Annotated in this window: 19 protein-coding genes and 1 riboswitch; of the genes, 15 read left to right on the forward strand and 4 right to left on the reverse strand. The window is 34.9% G+C overall.

All coding sequences use genetic code 11. The annotated features are described in order from the left end of the window. Positions 1-224: 224 nt before the first annotated feature. Positions 225-3,032 (forward strand): chemotaxis protein CheA, encoded by a 2,808-nt coding sequence (locus PLA12_10750; protein HOQ32976.1) that lies wholly within the window; start codon positions 225-227, stop codon positions 3,030-3,032. A gap of 48 nt (positions 3,033-3,080) precedes the next feature. Next, positions 3,081-3,584 carry a chemotaxis protein CheW gene (locus tag PLA12_10755; protein ID HOQ32977.1) on the forward strand — a complete coding sequence of 168 codons (504 nt, stop codon included), beginning with the start codon at positions 3,081-3,083 and terminating at the stop codon, positions 3,582-3,584. Between the two features lie 239 nt (positions 3,585-3,823). Here the strand turns inward: PLA12_10755 and PLA12_10760 are convergent, their stop codons facing one another. Then, on the reverse strand, positions 3,824-4,834 hold the full coding sequence (locus tag PLA12_10760) for an IS5 family transposase (GenBank protein HOQ32978.1): 1,011 nt from the start codon (positions 4,832-4,834) through the stop codon (positions 3,824-3,826). A gap of 176 nt (positions 4,835-5,010) precedes the next feature. On the opposite strand from PLA12_10760, the gene PLA12_10765 reads away from it, so the two are divergent. The 13 genes from PLA12_10765 to PLA12_10825 all read left to right on the forward strand — a co-directional run bounded on the left by PLA12_10765 (position 5,011) and on the right by PLA12_10825 (position 16,941). Continuing rightward, positions 5,011-5,433, forward strand: coding sequence for a chemotaxis protein CheX (locus PLA12_10765; protein ID HOQ32979.1), 423 nt, complete (start codon positions 5,011-5,013; stop codon positions 5,431-5,433). Positions 5,434-5,449: 16 nt separating this feature from the next. Then, positions 5,450-5,818 (forward strand): response regulator, encoded by a 369-nt coding sequence (locus PLA12_10770; GenBank protein HOQ32980.1) that lies wholly within the window; start codon positions 5,450-5,452, stop codon positions 5,816-5,818. A 19-nt stretch (positions 5,819-5,837) separates the two neighbouring features. After that, positions 5,838-6,347 (forward strand): chemotaxis protein CheD, encoded by a 510-nt coding sequence (locus tag PLA12_10775; protein ID HOQ32981.1) that lies wholly within the window; start codon positions 5,838-5,840, stop codon positions 6,345-6,347. Positions 6,348-6,355: 8 nt separating this feature from the next. Beyond that, a complete protein-coding gene (locus PLA12_10780) occupies positions 6,356-7,159 on the forward strand; it encodes a protein-glutamate O-methyltransferase (protein ID HOQ32982.1) in 804 nt (267 codons plus the stop codon). 25 nt (positions 7,160-7,184) lie between these two features. Continuing rightward, positions 7,185-7,661, forward strand: a complete 477-nt coding sequence (locus PLA12_10785; protein ID HOQ32983.1) for a chemotaxis protein CheD — start codon at positions 7,185-7,187, stop codon at positions 7,659-7,661. Between the two features lie 14 nt (positions 7,662-7,675). Continuing rightward, positions 7,676-8,536: an HDOD domain-containing protein gene (locus tag PLA12_10790; protein HOQ32984.1), complete on the forward strand. Its 861-nt coding sequence runs from the start codon at positions 7,676-7,678 to the stop codon at positions 8,534-8,536. Further along, positions 8,533-8,931 (forward strand): response regulator, encoded by a 399-nt coding sequence (locus tag PLA12_10795; protein HOQ32985.1) that lies wholly within the window; start codon positions 8,533-8,535, stop codon positions 8,929-8,931. The genes PLA12_10790 and PLA12_10795 overlap by 4 nt, the downstream gene beginning before the upstream one ends. Next, positions 8,915-9,373 (forward strand): chemotaxis protein CheX, encoded by a 459-nt coding sequence (locus tag PLA12_10800; protein ID HOQ32986.1) that lies wholly within the window; start codon positions 8,915-8,917, stop codon positions 9,371-9,373. The genes PLA12_10795 and PLA12_10800 overlap by 17 nt, the downstream gene beginning before the upstream one ends. Positions 9,374-9,389: 16 nt before the next feature. Then, positions 9,390-10,466, forward strand: a complete 1,077-nt coding sequence (locus PLA12_10805) for a chemotaxis response regulator protein-glutamate methylesterase (protein ID HOQ32987.1) — start codon at positions 9,390-9,392, stop codon at positions 10,464-10,466. A 24-nt stretch (positions 10,467-10,490) separates the two neighbouring features. Continuing rightward, a riboswitch (cobalamin riboswitch) is annotated at positions 10,491-10,677 on the forward strand. 133 nt (positions 10,678-10,810) lie between these two features. Next, positions 10,811-12,142, forward strand: coding sequence for a hypothetical protein (locus tag PLA12_10810; GenBank protein HOQ32988.1), 1,332 nt, complete (start codon positions 10,811-10,813; stop codon positions 12,140-12,142). A gap of 157 nt (positions 12,143-12,299) precedes the next feature. After that, entirely contained in the window at positions 12,300-14,948 is a 2,649-nt protein-coding gene (gene alaS, locus PLA12_10815; GenBank protein ID HOQ32989.1) for an alanine--tRNA ligase, read from the forward strand. Between the two features lie 85 nt (positions 14,949-15,033). After that, positions 15,034-15,813: a glycerophosphodiester phosphodiesterase family protein gene (locus PLA12_10820; GenBank protein ID HOQ32990.1), complete on the forward strand. Its 780-nt coding sequence runs from the start codon at positions 15,034-15,036 to the stop codon at positions 15,811-15,813. Positions 15,814-15,831: 18 nt separating this feature from the next. Further along, positions 15,832-16,941 (forward strand): hypothetical protein, encoded by a 1,110-nt coding sequence (locus tag PLA12_10825; GenBank protein HOQ32991.1) that lies wholly within the window; start codon positions 15,832-15,834, stop codon positions 16,939-16,941. A 300-nt stretch (positions 16,942-17,241) separates the two neighbouring features. Here PLA12_10825 and PLA12_10830 read toward each other — a convergent pair whose 3' ends face one another. From PLA12_10830 to PLA12_10840, 3 genes are all read right to left on the reverse strand, one after another. Next, positions 17,242-17,571: a hypothetical protein gene (locus PLA12_10830; protein ID HOQ32992.1), complete on the reverse strand. Its 330-nt coding sequence runs from the start codon at positions 17,569-17,571 to the stop codon at positions 17,242-17,244. Continuing rightward, positions 17,564-17,857, reverse strand: a complete 294-nt coding sequence (locus tag PLA12_10835) for a hypothetical protein (GenBank protein ID HOQ32993.1) — start codon at positions 17,855-17,857, stop codon at positions 17,564-17,566. Before PLA12_10835 ends, PLA12_10830 begins: the two co-directional genes overlap by 8 nt. Before the next feature lie 4 nt (positions 17,858-17,861). Next, positions 17,862-18,814, reverse strand: a 953-nt coding sequence (locus PLA12_10840) for a hypothetical protein (GenBank protein HOQ32994.1), incomplete at its 5' end; no start/stop codon positions are given.

Genomic DNA, 18,814 nt, shown 5'->3' on the forward strand with positions numbered 1-18,814 from the left:
CATTACCTTCGACACATACAGCCAACAAAGGAGAGGTAGTCAATCCGAAGCAAGTTATTCCGTTAGATGATGAAGATTTGAAGGAATTTTAATACTGATGATGTGAATGGGACCCTATTCGTGGCTATAATATATAGCCACGAATAGGGGGTAGTGGGTATGTTGTTTGTGCTAAAATAGTAAAAGCAAAGATTTGGATATGATAATTATATGGAGACTGATATATGGCAGAAACAGGTATCGAAACTACGGTAGAAAAACTGAGTGAGTTGGCAGTATTTGTAAGTCCTGGAGATTTGCAGGAATTAGCACAAATGCATACTTGTTTGATAGAGATACGAGAATGGGCAAAGTCTCAGGGATTTAACAAAACAGCAATAGTAGCAGATAATAGTGCCGATTTAGTAGAAAAGATTGTCTTACAGGAAATAGATAATCCCGATGAAGCACTGAAAACTTTATCTCAGGTTATTAGTTGCTTTCAGCAAATAATTTTAGCAAATGCAAGTGAAACTGAAATTGTTTATCCGGAAGAATTACAACAAAAGAAAATGAGAAATATAGTTGTTCAGGGTTCAGGTCAAGTACTTGAATTACCTGAAAATGTAGACCCGGAAATATTTCAACAATTTATTCAGTCTCAGGATTCTAATCTGGAAGAGATGGAATCGTTATTACTAAGTTATAATAAAGGGGAAGAGGATAAGGAAATAATCGCAGAACTGAAAAGGAAGGTTCACACCCTCAAAGGAGAGACCGGTATTTTAGGTTTAAATGATATTCAAGACTTATGCCACTTAGCGGAAGACCGAATTGAGCAAGGTGTTACACAAGAATTGATTGATGATTTATTTGCATTGAAAGACTGGTTGAAAAAGAAATTTGATGCTATTGCCGGTAAAGGAACCATGCCTCCGTTTCCAAATGAATTAAGAAGGAAATTATCGAAAGAGGCTCGGAAAGAAGAAGGAGAACAAACAGAAAAGAAAGTAACGGAGATAAAAAAATTTGAGCCTAAAGTTTTAGAAGGAGACCTTGATTTAGTAAAGGATTTTGTTCAGGAAGCGACTGAACATCTGGATAACTGCGATGTTCATTTACTCACACTGGAAACAGACCCTGAAGAAAGTGACGCATTAAATGCTGTGTTTCGTGCCTTTCATACAATTAAGGGGGTGTCCGGTTTTTTAGGATTGGATGAAATTAAACAAATATCCCATGAAGCAGAAAATTTATTAGACCGCGCCCGTAAAAAAGAATTATTACTTGTCGGAGATACTATAGATGTTGTTTTTGAAGCAGTAGATGCATTGAAAGAGTGTGTGGAAGCGGTTCGAAAGGCATTAACTACAGGCGAGCCCATAATGCCGAGAGAAAATTCTGGGGAATTAATTGAAAATATTCATCAGGTGCTACAGGGTAAAAAGATTACAACAATATCTCGTGAAAAGCCAAAGAAGAATATAGCCAAATTAGGCGAAATAATGGTAGGCTCTGAATCTGTTTCTGAAGATAGTATACAAAGAGCTCTTACATTACAGAAAGGTCCGACGGAACCTGTAAAAGTAGGTGAAATATTGGTTAAATATAATGTAATTTCTTCCAAACAATTTGAAAAAGTTTTAGAATTACAGAAAAAAGAGTTTCCCAATAAACTTATAGGAGAACTTGTAGTAGAATTAGGATATGCTACCGAAGAAGACATCCAGAATGCATTAGAGAAACAAAAGCAATCTCAGGAACCTCCTAAATTAGGTGAATTGTTAATTCAAATAGGTGAAACCGATGCCAAAGAAGTTGTTCAAGCCCTTCGAACACAAAGGGCACAGACTTTAACACCACAAGCAACCATTGCAGAAGCAATAAAAGTAGATGCAAATCGGTTAGACCAACTTGTGGATATGATTGGTGAGTTAGTTATTGCCGAATCTATGGTGGCAAGAGAGGTAGAATTACAAGGGGATTTATATACCGATTTGTCAAGACATGTGGGTCAATTAGATAAAATAACAAGAGAATTGCAACTTATGGCAATGTCTCTTCGCATGATTCCGATAAAAAGCACATTTCAGAAAATGGCACGATTGGTTCGTGATTTATCCAAAAAAACAGGGAAATTGATAGAATTTCATACCAGTGGAGAAGATACGGAGTTAGACAAAACTGTAGTTGATAAGATAGGAGACCCACTTGTTCACATGGTCCGAAATTCTGTAGACCATGGAATTGAAAGTAATCCGGAAGAACGAATAAAAAAGGGGAAACCGCCTATAGGAAATATATATCTTAGAGCTTACCACTCTGGGGGAAATATACATATACAAGTAGAAGATGATGGGGCGGGACTTAATCGAGAAGCCATTATAAAAAAGGCAATTGAAAGAGGACTTATTCGTTCTGAAGAGGGTCTTTCAGACCGTGAAATATGGAACCTCATATTTAAACCGGGTTTTTCTACGGCACAGGTAGTAACAGAGGTATCCGGTCGAGGTGTAGGAATGGATGTAGTTAAAAAGAATATAGAGGCTTTAAGAGGCCAGGTAGATATTCAATCTACACCCGGACAAGGAACGGTGTTTACCATACGCTTACCGTTGACATTGGCAATTATTGATGGTATGGTAGTCCGTGTTGGAGCAGAACGATATATTATTCCAACATTATCTATTATTATTTCCCTTCGACCTACAGAAAAAGAAATAAACACCGTTGTGGGAAAAGGGGAAGTCCTTTCATTTCATGGAAAATTAATCAATTTGTATAGATTAAATAGATTGTTTAATATTCCTAACGCAGTCGAAAATTATACCGATGGGACTGTGGTAGTTGTAGAAGCAGGAAATACACAAATTGGTTTATTGGTAGATGAGATATTGGGTCAACAGCAAATTGTTATTAAATCTTTGGGAGAAGCATTAAAAGGTGTTCCTGGAATCGCAGGGGGAGCCATTATGCCGGACGGGAAGGTAGGTCTTATTTTAGATATTGCTGGAATATTAAAAGTAGCAGAAGAATCTGTTACTTTTGTATAAGTATAAAGATTGTGTAAAATAAATAAAAGAAACAGAAGGAATGTAGCCATGACAGAACAAGAGAAAACCACAGGCAAGCATGATTTAAAATCATTGGCAGGTAAGTATCTTACATTTAAATTATCCCATGAGACCTATGGGATAGAGATACTGAAGGTTCAAGAAATTATTGGATTAATGAGCATCACATCCATTCCAAGAACACCCAATTTTGTAAGAGGTGTAATTAATTTACGAGGCAAAGTAATTCCTGTTATCGAACTTCGTAAGAAATTTGATATGGAAACTGTGGAAGATACAGACCATACCTGTATAATCGTTGTTCAGGTAATGGGAAGTGGTAGTCCTATAACTATGGGTGTAATCGTAGATGAAGTGTCAGAGGTTGTAGACATAGCAGAAAATCAAATAGAACCCGCTCCATCCTTTGGTGCAAGTATTGACACAGCATTTATTATGGCAATGGGGAAATTAGGTGAAGCAGTTGTTATACTCTTGGATATTGACAAAGTATTAACTGCAAATGAGATACAAAGTCTGAGTTCTATTTAATAAACTTTAAATAAATTATAATTTTAATTGTAAGGGAGATATATGAAGGCTGAGAATATAAATGAAACCTCTGAACAAATAGGGTTTTTAGTTTTTGGATTAAACTGTAAAATGATTATACCGTTTTTGGAGAGAAAAAATCGCTTTGGGAAGGAAAAATCTTTTTCTATAACCAATAATTAAGTTTTTCTTATCGCTTTTTTGTTCTTTTTTCCTCTTTTTTATCTCCTTTTATTCTTTTAAGCACACGCCACCTGCACTCCCTTCTTTATCATCCCATAGCACCGCTTCAAATTATACATCGCCATCAATAAAAAGTGATACGCTCCGTTCTTTTCTAAGCCCCGGAACCGACATACCCGATACCCCATCCACCTCTTTATTATCGCAAAGGGCAATTCTACAATCCCTCGTACCTTCGCTATCTCCGCATTCTCTTTCCTCACCGCCTCCGATAACTCCCCTTCCCCTCGTACTCGCCTCCGTATCACCCGATACTTTATACCACGCTCCTTACACTTCGCCTCCCGTTCCTTCGACATATACCCGCTGTCTCCATACAATTCCTCTACCTCCACACCTTCCAGCAATTCCTCCAACTGCTGACTATCATGCACCGACGCCGAACTCGTGCTTATTCGCTTGACCAAACCTCGCCTGTCTGTTAGGATGTGTAACTTGTAGCCATAATAAATCTGTTCTCGTTTTTTCGTATACCCCGCCTCCTCATCATATTCCTGCTTCTCCTTCTTACCCCCTTCGACCTCCTTCAGCCTCGGTCTCGCCGTCGAAATTATCGTCGCATCTACTATCTGACCTCCTCGCAATATGAACCCTTGCTCATCCATCTTACTTCGAACCAAGTCAAATATCCACTTCATTAACCCCATTCGTATCATCTTATTCCGAAACTTACATAGCGTCGTCTCATCCGGCACTACTCCCTCCAGCCCAATACCTAAAAAAGAACGAAAGGATAACCTATCTCCTATCAATTCCTCCGTCTGCGGGTCCGATAAAGCATACCACGCTTGTAAAAACAAACTGCCAACTAATACCCGACACGGAAGCGAAGGACGACCTTGCTGACCCCGGTTCGGCTTATACACCCCTACCTCAATACACTTCCGCTCTATCTCTTCCCATGGGATAATCCGCTCCATCTGTTCTAAAAATTTCCCCTTGGGAGTTGATCTCTGTAAGGATAATTCATACTCCGCAAAACTCATCTGTTGCTCTTGTCCTTGCATAGTATACGCTCCTCTTATTAAAGTTTATTATCTCGCTATTTCCTACCTATATTATTAATACATCTCCCTCCCTCTTTCGTTTCATTTTCCCTCTTATCTCCCTCTGTATTACAATAATTAAAAAATAAAACATTTATTCAGAGATCCCAAATCCTTTTATAGAGAGTGTATATGATTTGTTTTCCACCATGTTAAATGCAAAAGCGGAAAGGAAAAATGTGGGGATTGCAAAATCAGCCAATCCAAGGGACATAATGGCACTAATCGGGATAAGTGGAAGGGTCCGTGGAATGGTTGCTCTTGCGTTTCCTGTTTCTACCGCTCTTGCTATGGTAAATAAATTGTTAAATGCAGATATAAAAATTATGGATGATACCGTATCTGACGCTATTGCTGAAATGGTGAATATTGTGGCAGGAGGTGCAAAAGCAAGATTGAATACAGGTGATGAAAAGCCCTTAGATTTGAGTTTACCCACTGTAGTTCGTGGTGGCGATTTTTCGGTAGAGTATCCTACAAATTCTGTATGGATAGAAATAAATTTTGATAGTGAATTGGGTCCGTTTACATTACGGGTCACATTTGAACCTGAAAAATAGAAACGAGGTGTAAACAATGAGAGCATTGGTTGTTGATGACTCCGCAGTAATGAGAAAGGTATTAATAGGGGCATTGAGTCGTGCGAATATAAATGAGGTTGACCAGGCAGCAGATGGAGCAGAAGCCGTTCAGGCTGTCCAACAAAATGAATACGATATTATTCTTATGGATTGGAATATGCCCAATATGTTAGGAATTGACGCTTTGAAAGCCATTCGTGAAATGGGCAAAACAATGCCGATTATTATGGTCACAACGGAAGCAGAAAAAAGTAGAGTTTTAGAAGCATTAAAGGCAGGTGCGACTAATTATGTAATTAAACCTTTCGAACCTAACACTATCGTGGGAAAAATTCAAGAAGTCTTAAACAAAAGTAAAGGCTAATAGAAAAACGAGAAAATAAATGTCAAAAGAATTGACATCGTATCAACAGGTATTTATTGAACCGGGGTATATTTATCTTCCAACTGTTCCTACAAATTTATATGCTGTTTTAGGGTCATGTGTATCTGTTTGTTTATGGGATAAAAAATTAAAGATAGGAGGGATGAACCATTTTCTCTATCCAAGTGTATCGTCAAAAGACAAAGCCACTTCGCAATATGGTAATGTGGCAACACTTCAATTAATACAAATGATGGAAAAGGCAGGAGCCAAAACAAATTCAATTTTTGCTCAAATTGTGGGAGGTGCTGTTCCTCCTTTTAACAGTAAAAATAAAGATATTGGCAAAGATAATGTAGAAATAGCCCGAAAAATTTTGAGAAGTAAGGGTATAAAAATTGTATCAGAAGATGTAGGCGGGAACATGGGTAGAAAAATTGTTTTTAATAGTTATACAGGCCATATAATGGTTTTAAAGGTTTATCAAATACGCAAAGATGATTGGATATTAGAATTACCTGAAGAATAAAAGATAATATGGATAACAACTTATTTAACAAATTTCGGCAATTAATATATGAAGTCAGTGGTATTCATTTAAGTGACCAGAAAAAAGCCCTTGTAGTGGGAAGACTTTCAAAAAGAATTCATACTTTGGGAATAAATGATTTTAAGGATTATTATGAATATGTAATAAATGACAAATCAGGACAAGAAATTATTAAACTGATAGACTATATTTCAACAAATGTAACTCATTTTTTTAGAGAAAGTGACCATTTTGACTTTTTGAAAGAGAAATTAATTGAGTGGAAAGAAGAGGGACAAACGAAATTTCGGATATGGTCAGCTGCATGCTCTACAGGAGAAGAGCCCTATACCATTGCTATTACAGCAATGGAAGCCCTTAATAGTACTTTTGTAGATTTAAAAATTCTTGCTACAGACATATCTACACGAGTATTGGAACAATGTAAAAAGGGGGAATATTATGCTCATAAAGTAGATAATATTCCAGGTTATTTATTACAAAAATATTTTGAAAAAAAGAAAGTTAATAATGATTGGGTATATGTAGTATCCGATAGAATTAAAAAGTTAATTACATTTTCGAGGTTAAATTTGATAGAAGCTCCCTATCCTATGAAAGGACCTTTTGATGTTATATTTTGTAGAAATGTAATGATATATTTTGATGAAAAAGTAAGAAACACATTGGTTAATGAAATGTATCGGCTTCTCAAACCTAAGGGGTATTTATTCGTTGGACATTCCGAAAGTATTACATCCACGCAGACAGGATTTCGAATAGTAAAGCCTTCTGTTTACTATAAACCATAGATTTAGATATTAAAGGTATCGCAAAGTGTTAATTACTGTAAATATATCGGATATGAAAGTTTCCAGCAACCCGGAAGATGTATTAGTCACCTATTCTCTGGGTTCTTGTGTAGGTGTAACTTTATATGACCCTCTCCAAAAAATAGGTGGACTTATTCTTTGTATGTTACCTTTATCAAAAGTTGACCCAGAACGGGCAAAAGAAGTCCCGTACATGTTTGTTGATACAGGCTTGCCTCTAATGTTACAAACGCTAATTAATATGGGTGCTAATAAGAATAGAATCGTAGCAAAAGTAGCAGGAGGTGCTGTTTTGCTGGATGACAATGGAATGTTTCGAATCGGAGAAAGAAATCATATTGTAGTGAGAAAACTCCTTTGGAAAAATAATATACTAATCTCATCGGAAGATGTTGGTGGAACAATAGCAAGAACTGTATACTTACAAATTAATGATGGTAAAACGATAATTAAAAGTGCCGGGAAAGAATATGAATTATAATCAGGAAAAATAACATGACTATTCGCGAAAAAATTTTAGAAAAGATTAAAGAAGTTCCTGCTTTCCCTTCGAATACCGCTCGAATTCTAAATAAGATAAATAATAAAGAGTCACAAATTTTAGATATAGCCAGAGAAATAGAACTAGATCCAACCTTAACTGCAAATATTTTAAAGTTAGCCAATTCTGCATATTTTGCAGGACCCAAAAAAATAAGTACTATTAGAGAAGCCGTTGTATTATTAGGGATAAATAGAATTCAACAAATGATTATCGCATCAGCCATTTTCCCAACAGTCGTAAAACCTCTTCGGGGATATGATTTACCTGCAGGAGAACTTATAAGACACTTAGTAGGAACAGCAATAGCCAGTGAATTATTAAGCAAAGAATTAAAAATAGATATTCCTCCTTATACTTTTACAGTAGGATTGCTTCATGATATTGGCAAAATAGTATTAGGAACATTCATAGAAATAGATGCAGAACCGATATTAAAGAAGGCATACGAAGAAAAAGTATCTTTTGAAAAAGCAGAGAAAGAAATTTTAGGAATTGACCATTCGGAAATAGGTGCTTTATTAATGCAGGAATGGCATTTTCCTAACAATTTAGTTCAGCCCATTCTATACCATCATGACCCGGACAATGCTCCGGAAGAATATCGTCTGGTTACAGATTTTGTTCATATTGCAAGTAATTTATGTCTGGAATGCGGTATTGGTTCTGGAATAGACGGTTTGAATTACTCAAACAATCCTAATTCCATAGAACGATTAAAAATAGATATGCAAGTGGTAGAAACAGTTTTATCTAAATTAATTGGGGATATAGATTCATTCATGGGAAATCTAAAATCAGGAGATATTACATGAGTATCAATATTTTAATTGTTGATGATTCATCAACAGTTCGTGCCATTATAGAAAAGACTTTACGAATATCGGGTATAGAAATAGGTAATATTTTGCATGCAGGTAACGGGAATGAAGCATTGGAGGTATTGCGAAAAAATTGGGTTGACCTCGTAATAACAGATATTAATATGCCAGTCATGAATGGGGTAGAACTTATAAATAAAATGAGTCAGGATGAACTATTAAAAACGATTCCTATTGCTATTGTGTCCACCGAAGGAAGTCAAACGCGTGTTGAAGAATTAAAATCAAAGGGAGTTAAAGCCTACCTGAGAAAGCCGTTTACACCTGAATCATTAAAAAAATTAGTAATAGATTTATTGGGAGTATCAGAAGATGAATCAAACAGATAGAACATTAATTAAAAAAGTATTAACAGATGTAGCAAAAGAATTTGCTTTTATGTTTGCAGATGACTGGTCTGAGCAACAAGATGTAATGCCACCTTATATCAATGCAGAAATGTCTTTTTCTGGACCCTATACGGGAAAAGCAATAATGGTAACAGCGGAAGAATTATGTAAAGAAATGATGAGCAATGTCTTAGGTATTGATGAAGAAGAAACAGATATAGAAGTAGAGCCTAAGGATGCTCTTTGTGAGTTTTTAAATATTTTTTGTGGGAATTTTTTGACTTCATTAGCCGGGACGGAACCAGTTTTTGAACTTCAACCTCCTTCTGCGGATGAAATTAATGAAGAACAATGGGAAAAGATAAAACAGGATGAGAGTTTTGTTAAGTTAAGTTTAGACGATTATCCTTTATATATCTCTGTAGAATATAAAAAAGAATAGAAGGATATGCTATACAATGGGTGAGAGAAATATATCAGGGATAGATATTCCGGGTGTAACAAGACCTGTAAAAGTCCTTATTGTAGACGATTCTGCCATGGTGCGGAGCATACTTCAAAAAGAGCTGTCTAAAGATTCTAATATTGAAGTTATTGGTACAGCTCCAGACCCTTATGTCGCCCGTGATAAAATTATTCAGTTAAAGCCTGATGTCATTACATTGGATATAGAAATGCCAAGGATGGACGGTATAACCTTTCTTAAAAAATTAATGCAGTATTATCCCTTGCCTGTTATTATTGTTTCCTCCCTTACACCCAAAGGAGGGGAATTGGCAATGGAAGCACTTGAAGCAGGTGCCGTTGAAGTCTTATGCAAACCCGGAGCCGCATATACTGTAGGAGATATGTCCTTAGAATTAATAGATAAGATAAAAGCAGCGGCACGAGTGCGTGTGCAGAAAAAAGAAATAATCCCAAGTTCTGCGACTACTGCATATAAAAAATTATCTTTAACAAAAACAACGAATAAAGTTGTAGTGATAGGTGCTTCTACAGGAGGAACGGAAGCATTAGCCAAAGTTCTAAGGGTGCTTCCTCCTAATTCACCCGGAATTGCAATTGTTCAACACATGCCTGAACATTTTACTCGTTCTTTTGCTGACCGATTAAATGAACTATGTGACATTGAGGTAAAAGAAGCAAGTAATGGAGATTCAGTAATACCAGGACGGGCTTTGATTGCACCGGGGAACTATCACATGCTCTTAAAACGGTCAGGAGCCAATTACTATGTAGAGGTTAAATCGGGACCTTTAGTATCCAGACATCGCCCATCCGTTGATGTATTGTTCAAATCAGCAAGCCAATACGGCGGTAAAAATGTAGTCGGAGTAATTATGACGGGAATGGGAAAAGATGGGGCAGAGGGAATGAAGTTAATGCATGAACAAGGAGCAAAAACTATCGCTCAGGATGAATCAACCTGTGTCGTGTTTGGTATGCCGAAAGAGGCTATTGCATTAAATGCAGTGGATTATGTTTTGCCTTTAGATAAAATACCACAAAAAATTTTGGAACTTGCATCGGAATAAATAATTACTTTATGATATGCACGATTAACTATAGAAAGGAGGTGAAACAGAATAACCTGACTGATGTATAGGGAAGAACGGTGAAAGTCCGTCGCAGACGCGCTGCTGTAACCGGGGACGAAAATCACAAAAAGCCACTGTTATAACGGGAAGGCGTGATTAGTAGGATGAGCCGGAAGCCAGAAGACCAGCATGGGTCAGGAAGATTGACTGTAACAACTCGCGGAAAGGTTGTTGCGGGACGGCAATTTCCCCTCTGAAAAAGCCTACCTGCCTGCTTTTCCTCCCTTTAAGAAATGAAAAAACAAACCTTATTTAATTTTGTAACCAGAAGGAGGAAAATTATGTTTACCTATAACAGTATTAAATCTATTTTTATTTTCAGTTCATTTTTATTAGTATTAAATGTCGTTGCAGAGACAGTAATTCCTTTGCCCAATATACCTCAACCTGCGCCCGGTTCATACTTTGTTACCTCTGCTCCTCTTAATGATGGAACTTTCTTAATTTGGAATGGGAACCAGGTCTATAAACAGATTACTCCTAAAAATGATACCTATTCCTTAATTGCAGAAGGCTATCAAGGAGACCCTGCTTTTATTGCAATAAGTCCTGATGAAAAAAAAGCGATATTAGGACAAGGATATTTGGGAGATTTATATCTTCTTGACTTAACAAATCCCCAGAATTTCACACCAGCATCTATTATTGCAAATATCAGCCATTACTATGGCATTTACTTAACATCAGACCTGCTATTGCTTGATATTACAAAACCTGACTTCTCAGGTAGTGAAATCCATATTTTGCCCATAAACACAAAAAATGTAAGCACTACACAATTTGTTTTATCGAAACCTAAATCACCCAGTAAAGATATGGTGATTGACAAACCACCCTTTGCCTATTCTGCTACATTAGCAAAAGATGGCAATTGGGTATATATTACAGATGGAAATACCAGAGAAATACGGAAATTTTCAGTATCTTCGCTAATAAATGCATATAATACACATACAACCCTTAATTGGGAAACAGATGGAATTCTCATTGGAACATCTGGAATGTATTTTTCAGGAGGAGTTTCAGGAATTAGTGCCGATAATTTACTAATCATTGGTGGTTCTGAGGGATTTATGCTTCCGGGTGGAATACAGGAAGTAAATCCAACCACAGGTGAGATTGTTCGTGTTTGGGACCCTGCAAATAATCAGGGATATTATTCTGCATTTTATAACTCACACTCAGACACAATATTAGCAATAGTATATAACATGGGATATCTTATTGTTAGAACAGAACAAGAAGAATGTCCGAATTGTAATCCTGTTAGAAAGTCTATTTATCGTGCTGGTGAGGACATTTGTCTGGATATATTTGGCGAAACAATTCCCGAAGGTTCACAATTTACATGGAGCAAAATAAATGGTGATATAAGCACAAATCCCAGAATATCGGGAATACATTGTAAAAAACTATTAATCTATAATGCCCAACCCGAAGATACAGGAACATATATTTGCACTTACGGTAATGAAAAAGCTATTTATACAGTTCATATCATTGTTACAGAAGGTAGATTGCCTTTATATAGCCCTCTATTTCTTTTAACAACAATTGTCCTGATAAGTCTAATAACTATTTACAGGTTAAACAAAAGACCATTAATACAGTAATTTCTATCAATAATGTTTAAGAATATATAAAAGAGAGAACTTTATTAGTTCTCTCTTTTATTATAAATAAGTTGTCATCTGTAAATGTTTATAAAAATTTTGGTAAAATCTATATACTTCATTATTAAACTCTTTAATATCAAATGGAGACAATATCGTGAAAAGTTATGAAATTCGTGAGAGTTTTTTAGATTTTTTTAAGAACAGAGGTCATGTCATTGAAAAGAGCGACACATTAATTCCCAAAAATGACCCCACATTACTTTTTACAAGTGCAGGAATGGTTCAGTTTAAACCTTATTACACAGGGGAAGTTCCTGTTCCATATCGTAGGGCTTCAACCGTGCAAAAATGCTTAAGAGCAGGAGGGAAAGCCAATGATTTGGAAGAGGTAGGGAAGACTTCGCGTCATCTGACTTTTTTCGAAATGCTTGGTAATTTCTCTTTTGGCGATTATTTTAAAAGAGAGGCTATTCAGTGGGCATGGGAGTATTCAACACAAATAATGAAAATAAAGCCAGAAAAAATATGGGTCTCGGTCTATGAAGAAGATGATGAGGCTTTTAATATATGGAATAAAGAGATTGGAGTTCCTGAAAAAAGAATAGTTCGTTTAGGAGCAAAAGACAATTTTTGGGGTCCTGCAGGAGATTCTGGTGCTTGTGGACCTTGTTCAGAACTTCTCTTTGATAAAGGCGAGGAGATAGACCCACATGCGACCCCCGAAAATGACCCTCATGAGCGTTTTTTAGAATTTTGGAACTTGGTATTTCCACAATATGACCAGCAAGTAGATGGTACACGGTTACCATTGAAAAATCGGGGAATTGATACGGGAATGGGATTAGAGCGAATGTGTTTACTATTACAAAATAAGACAACTGTTTTTGATACCGATGTTTTATTTCCAATTATAGAGACTACACAAGAAATTTCGGGATGTTCATATCCAGAAAATCCCATTCCTTTTCGTGTTATCGCAGACCATATCCGTGCATTATCATTTATGACAGCTGATGGAATTTTACCAGCAAATGAGGGTAGGGGATATGTTTGGAGAAGAATATTAAGACGGGCTTCACGATTTGGTAGAGAAATCGGATTGGTCAAACCTTTCCTACATAAAATTTCAAAAGTTGTGATACAAAATATGGGAAAGTATTATCCAGAATTGATTGAAACACAGACACAAATTGAAAAAATTATACACCTTGAAGAAGAACGTTTTGGTAGTACTCTATCCCGGGGTATGGATATACTAAAAGAACTTTTCGAAGATATGAAAAGCAAAGGAGAAAAACTTATACCGGGTGATATCCTTTTCAAACTTCATGATACATATGGTTTTCCTCTTGATATAGTGAAAGATATGGCTGAAGAAAAAGGCTTTGAATTAGATGAAACAGGATATACAGAAGCAAAAGAGAAACAGAGAGAATCCACACGGAAAACTTGGGTGGGGAGTGGTCAACAAGAAATATCACCTGTATATCACCAGATTTTAGCCCAATACGGTGAAACGGAATTTATAGGTTATGAACAGAATACTGCAGTTTGTAAAATTGTAGCAATTGTAAAAGAAAATAACGCTGTAAATGTATTAAAAGAGGGAGAGAAAGGATGTATAATCCTTAATAAAACTCCTTTTTATGCAGAAAGTGGTGGACAAGTAGGCGATATAGGCACGCTGGCAGGATTGGATGGAAAAACCCTTGTTGAAGTCACCGATACCAAAAAGATATTAGATAAACTGTTTGTCCATTATGTAAAAGTAATCAACGGACAGTTAAAAATAGATGAAGATATTAATGCTATTATTGACTATAAAAGAAGGCTTACTATTCAAAATCATCATACGGCTACCCACTTGCTCCAATCGGCTCTTCGTGATATTTTGGGTGAACATGTTCATCAATGTGGCTCTCTGGTTTCTGAAGAGAGACTTCGTTTCGATTTTACTCATTTTGAGGCATTGGGTTACGACCGTATTCTGGATATTGAAAAATGGGTTAATGAAAAAATTAGGGAAGATTATAATGTTGATATCTTATACCTTCCCATAGATGAAGCTAAAAAATTAGGGGCTATGGCATTGTTTGGAGAAAAATACGGGGATATTGTCCGAGTAGTTAAAATTAATGGTATTAGTACTGAATTTTGTGGGGGATGTCATGTTTCCCGAACGGGTGTTATAGGCGGTTTTAAGATTTTATCGGAATCATCCGTCTCTGCTGGAGTTCGCAGAATCGAAGCAATATGTGGCGAACCTTTTATACAATGGATACAAAAAACAGAGCGAATGATTAAAGAAATTTCAGAAACAATAAATTCATCTCCTGAAGGACTTCAAGAACGAATATTGCAAATAATTGAAGAGAATAAAAAACTTTATAAAGAATTAGAAAAGTGGAAACGACAGGCATTATTAGGTGAAGGGAAAGATTTGTTAAAAAATGTTAAATCAGTTGATGGTGTTAATTTTATAACATTAACACTGGAAAATGAGGATATTAATCAAGCACGAACACTGGTAGACCATTTGAAAGACAAAATTAAATCTGGAATTATAGTGATTGGGATTAAATACGAAGATAAGGCTACTTTTTGTGTGGGAGTTACAAAAGATTTAATTAATAAATTTAGTTCTTCCGATATAGTTAACCAGTTAGCACAGATAGTAGGCGGAAAAGGTGGGGGTAGAAAAGATTTTGCACAGGCTGGTGGAAAGGATATTGAAAAATTTAATGAGGCAATAGAGCATGTACCCAATATTATTAAGATGTACAATAAAACAGGTAAAATCTAATTTTTTTATTATTCTGGGATTTTATCTGATCTTGGTTTCATATATATGTATGGGTGAGACCTATATTTGTGCACATAGGGGAGATGTGAAGAATGCCCCGGAAAATACTTTGCCCGCATTTCAATCTGCAGTAAAAAAAGGGGTACACATGATTGAATTTGATGTGCGAATGACGAAAGATGGACATTTAGTCATTATGCATGATGAAAAAGTCGATAGAACGACAAATGGTAAAGGCAAGGTGCAGGATTTCCTTAGTGAAGAGATATATAAATTGGATGCAGGAAAATGGTTTAGTGATTCATTTGCAGGGACAAAAATCCCATCTTTATATGAGGTAATAGATACTATTCCTTATGGCATTCTTTGTAATGTTCATGTATATGGAGATGAATTTGTCACAGAAGTGGTAGCAAAAACATTAAAAGAAACAGGACAAATGGGACGATGTTTTATTGCTTGTAATAATGAAAAGCAGGTAGAAGTATTGCGTGAAAAAGTTCCTGAAATGAAAATTTGTTTACTTCCTGAAAGATTAGAAAAAAGACGAGATTTCATAGAGAGAGGTATAAGATTAAAAGTTTCGTATGTGCAAATTAGTTTCACACAGGGATTGGATAACCTAAAAGAAGATATAGAATTAGCTCATCAAAATGGGATAAAAGTAAATTTTTTTAGTGCACAAGACCCGGAAACAATAAAAAAATTAGTAGAAGCAGGGGTTGATTATATATTAACAGATAATGTAGACCTATGTTTTGATGTGTTGAAGGAATATGGAACGAAACCATTAAACATAAATAATCAAGAGAAAAATACAGAAACACCCCAAGTTTTGTCTATGATGAATTATAAAAGATTTTAAATATAGGACAAATTTATCATGCCATACCCTTATTTTGACCGTTTTAAGATAAAATTTAAGCCTTTAAGTCAAAGGAAGGACAAAGTTTATATAGAAAAAGATGCTGTTTATCCGATCGATAAACCCAAAACTCAATTGAACGACCTATCAAAAAAGATTTTATCGCAGACAATCGAAAGATTGATTATTGCAAAAGAGAAAAATCGTTCTCGCATGCTTGTTTTTGGTGCTCATTCAATCAAAAACGGTTTATCACCAGTAATTATGTGGCTGATTGAAAATAAATGGATAACACATTTAGCCACAAATGGTGCAGGTATTATTCATGATTGGGAATTTAGTTATCAAGGACACAGTAGTGAAGATGTCAGAACAAATGTAAGTAGGGGAGAGTTCGGTATCTGGCAAGAGACCGGATTTTTTCTTAATTTATCATTAGTAGTTGGAGCCTTTGAAGGTAAAGGATATGGGGAATCTGTTGGCTCTTTTGTAGAAAACGAAGGGCTGTATATTCCTTCAAAAGAAGAATTATTAAATAAAATAAATGAAAATTTGGAAAATAATCCAGAACTTTGTTCGGCAATATGTGATTTACTTCAAAAAATCAACGAATTTTCTATTAAAAACGGCTTTTTATCGGTAAAACATCCTTATAAGAAGTTCGGTTTACAAGCATGTGCATTTCGTCAGCAAATTCCTTTTACAGCCCATCCAATGATTGGACATGACATAATTTATACACATCCTATGAATTGCTGTTCTGCAATTGGTAAAACTGCTCAAAGAGACTTTCTTACTTTTGCTAATTCTGTATCAAATTTAGAAGATGGCGTATATATGAGTATTGGTTCTGCAGTAATGTCTCCAATGGTGTTTGAAAAATCCTTATCTATGTCCCAAAATATCGCAATACAAAACGGCAAACCAATTTCTAATCATTTTATTGTTGTAGTGGACCTACAAGAATCAAAATGGGATTGGTCTCAGGGTGAACCACCGATGGACAGACCCGAATATTATCTCCGATTTAATAAATCCTTCGCCCGAATGGGGGGGACTTTTCATTATTTAACAATGGATAACCGTGATTTCCTACTCTATTTAGTTCAAGAATTAATGAAAATATAGGCGCAAAACATATTCTTCTACTTATTTTAAAAGGCAACCACTCTCCTTTTTGATATAACGACAAACTTTGAATTAAATAATATAACATAGAATATTAAATACATAATATATTTGTAATAAATAAATTACATCAATAAAATAACAATTATTATTATATGTTATAATGACAAAAACTACAAACATTAACGATTGTAAGGACAAAACAAATGAAAACATCATGATTTATAAGAAACATAATATATATTATCAGACATTAAATTAACCGTTTTTATTTCTGCATTTATTTTGATTCTATTCGAATTACTCTCCGGATTGTATATCTTCTAATCGGTCTTTGATTTTTTTAATTATTCTTTCCAAATTTTTTATAGCCGTTTTATACTGTATTTCTATTTCATTTTCTCTTTCTTTTATTCTTGCTTTTTCTTTTTCTAATTCTAACAAACATTCATAAGCAATTCTTAGAGCAAAAGTTTGTGTTCTTATGACCTGATAATACCTCGTTAATTCTTCCATTTTATTTTCGATTATTTTTATAATTTCATAGGTCTTCTCTTGATTTATATATATAGGAACCTCGACCTCTGTATTTGCTATTTTTACTTTTATCAAATCGCTTGTATTATTCATTTAAAAACTCGATTTCTAAACTTTTAACCATCTCTTCTATCTTATCAATTCTTTCAATAATTTCTTTACAAGAATCGAATAATATTTTGTTTTTTTCTTTATTTTTCTTCATTTCCTGGAGATTTGATTGCATTAAATTGATTTCGGATTTAGCCGACCATAATTTTTTTAAAATATCATTATATTTTTCTTCTAAATTGTCATAAGTATTTATAAATGAATCTATTACAAGTTCTAATTTGTTACAGAATTGATTAAACTCATGAATTGTTTCTTCCAATCCCATAAAATTACCTAATTTGAGCGTTAAATTTCTTTTGTAGGATAGTAATTATCTCATTCATTACAGAATCTATTTCAGTATCTGTAAGGGTTTTTTCGTTAGAGCAAAAAGTGAAGCCTAAAGCAATACTTTTCTTATCTTGAGGAACTTGTTCACCAGTATAAACATCAAACAATTCTATTTTTTGTAATATCCCCTCCCCTACTGACTTTAATGAGGAAAAAATATCTGCTACGGGAAGCGACCTATTAACAAGAATTGCTAAATCTCGCGAAGTAGAAGGGAATTCCGATATTGTTTTATATCCTTTTTTCTTAGTAATTATTTTTAATATTTTATTTAAATTAAGTTCGCTAATGTATGTATTCTCATTTATTTCTAATTCATGTGCAATTTTTGGGTTTATTTTTCCTACAATACCTAATTCCTCATTCTGGTTTGAAATTTTCATTGATTGACCGGGATGGAAAAGTGGAAAATCTAATTTCTCTATTCTATAAGATATAAATAATTTGTTAAGTATATCCTCGACAATACCTTTTAAATCAAAGAAATCGAACTGTCTTCTGTCATTGTAACACCATAATCGAGGATTTGCAGAGCCAGATAATAAAATTCCTAATTTTTGAGGTTCATCGGGTAGTAAATTTTGTTCCGTTGGGAAAAAAACAGGGCCTATTTCAAAAATAGAGATTGTGTCTTCTAAATGGTTTTTCTGAACAGTTGTTAAAAGGTTTGGAATAATGGATGTTCTCATTGTTGATAAGTTTTTTGATAACGGATTTTGTAAAACTACCATATTTAGGTAATTTTCAGGGAAATTTAGCTGTTGCATAATTTCAGGATTGGAAAATGTCCAGGAATAACATTCTGTTAGCCCTTTGTGAACAAGCAATGTTCTTATATCATTTATTTTTTTAAATGCTGTGTCAAAAACAGCACCCGATTGTCTAATTTTTG

The sequence above is a fragment of the Candidatus Hydrogenedens sp. genome (assembly GCA_035378955.1).
In the GTDB taxonomy this organism is placed as follows: Bacteria; Hydrogenedentota; Hydrogenedentia; order Hydrogenedentales; family Hydrogenedentaceae; genus Hydrogenedens.

Coding starts and splice junctions, on each gene's coding strand:
- PLA12_10810 (HOQ32988.1), top strand. CDS start 10,811: ATGTTTACCTATAACAGTATTAAATCTATTTTTATTTTCAGTTCATTT.
- PLA12_10835 (HOQ32993.1), bottom strand. CDS start 17,857: ATGGGATTGGAAGAAACAATTCATGAGTTTAATCAATTCTGTAACAAA.
- PLA12_10755 (HOQ32977.1), top strand. CDS start 3,081: ATGACAGAACAAGAGAAAACCACAGGCAAGCATGATTTAAAATCATTG.
- PLA12_10830 (HOQ32992.1), bottom strand. CDS start 17,571: ATGAATAATACAAGCGATTTGATAAAAGTAAAAATAGCAAATACAGAG.
- PLA12_10775 (HOQ32981.1), top strand. CDS start 5,838: ATGTCAAAAGAATTGACATCGTATCAACAGGTATTTATTGAACCGGGG.
- PLA12_10805 (HOQ32987.1), top strand. CDS start 9,390: ATGGGTGAGAGAAATATATCAGGGATAGATATTCCGGGTGTAACAAGA.
- PLA12_10800 (HOQ32986.1), top strand. CDS start 8,915: ATGAATCAAACAGATAGAACATTAATTAAAAAAGTATTAACAGATGTA.
- PLA12_10780 (HOQ32982.1), top strand. CDS start 6,356: ATGGATAACAACTTATTTAACAAATTTCGGCAATTAATATATGAAGTC.
- PLA12_10770 (HOQ32980.1), top strand. CDS start 5,450: ATGAGAGCATTGGTTGTTGATGACTCCGCAGTAATGAGAAAGGTATTA.
- PLA12_10750 (HOQ32976.1), top strand. CDS start 225: ATGGCAGAAACAGGTATCGAAACTACGGTAGAAAAACTGAGTGAGTTG.
- PLA12_10825 (HOQ32991.1), top strand. CDS start 15,832: ATGCCATACCCTTATTTTGACCGTTTTAAGATAAAATTTAAGCCTTTA.
- PLA12_10760 (HOQ32978.1), bottom strand. CDS start 4,834: ATGCAAGGACAAGAGCAACAGATGAGTTTTGCGGAGTATGAATTATCC.
- PLA12_10790 (HOQ32984.1), top strand. CDS start 7,676: ATGACTATTCGCGAAAAAATTTTAGAAAAGATTAAAGAAGTTCCTGCT.
- PLA12_10795 (HOQ32985.1), top strand. CDS start 8,533: ATGAGTATCAATATTTTAATTGTTGATGATTCATCAACAGTTCGTGCC.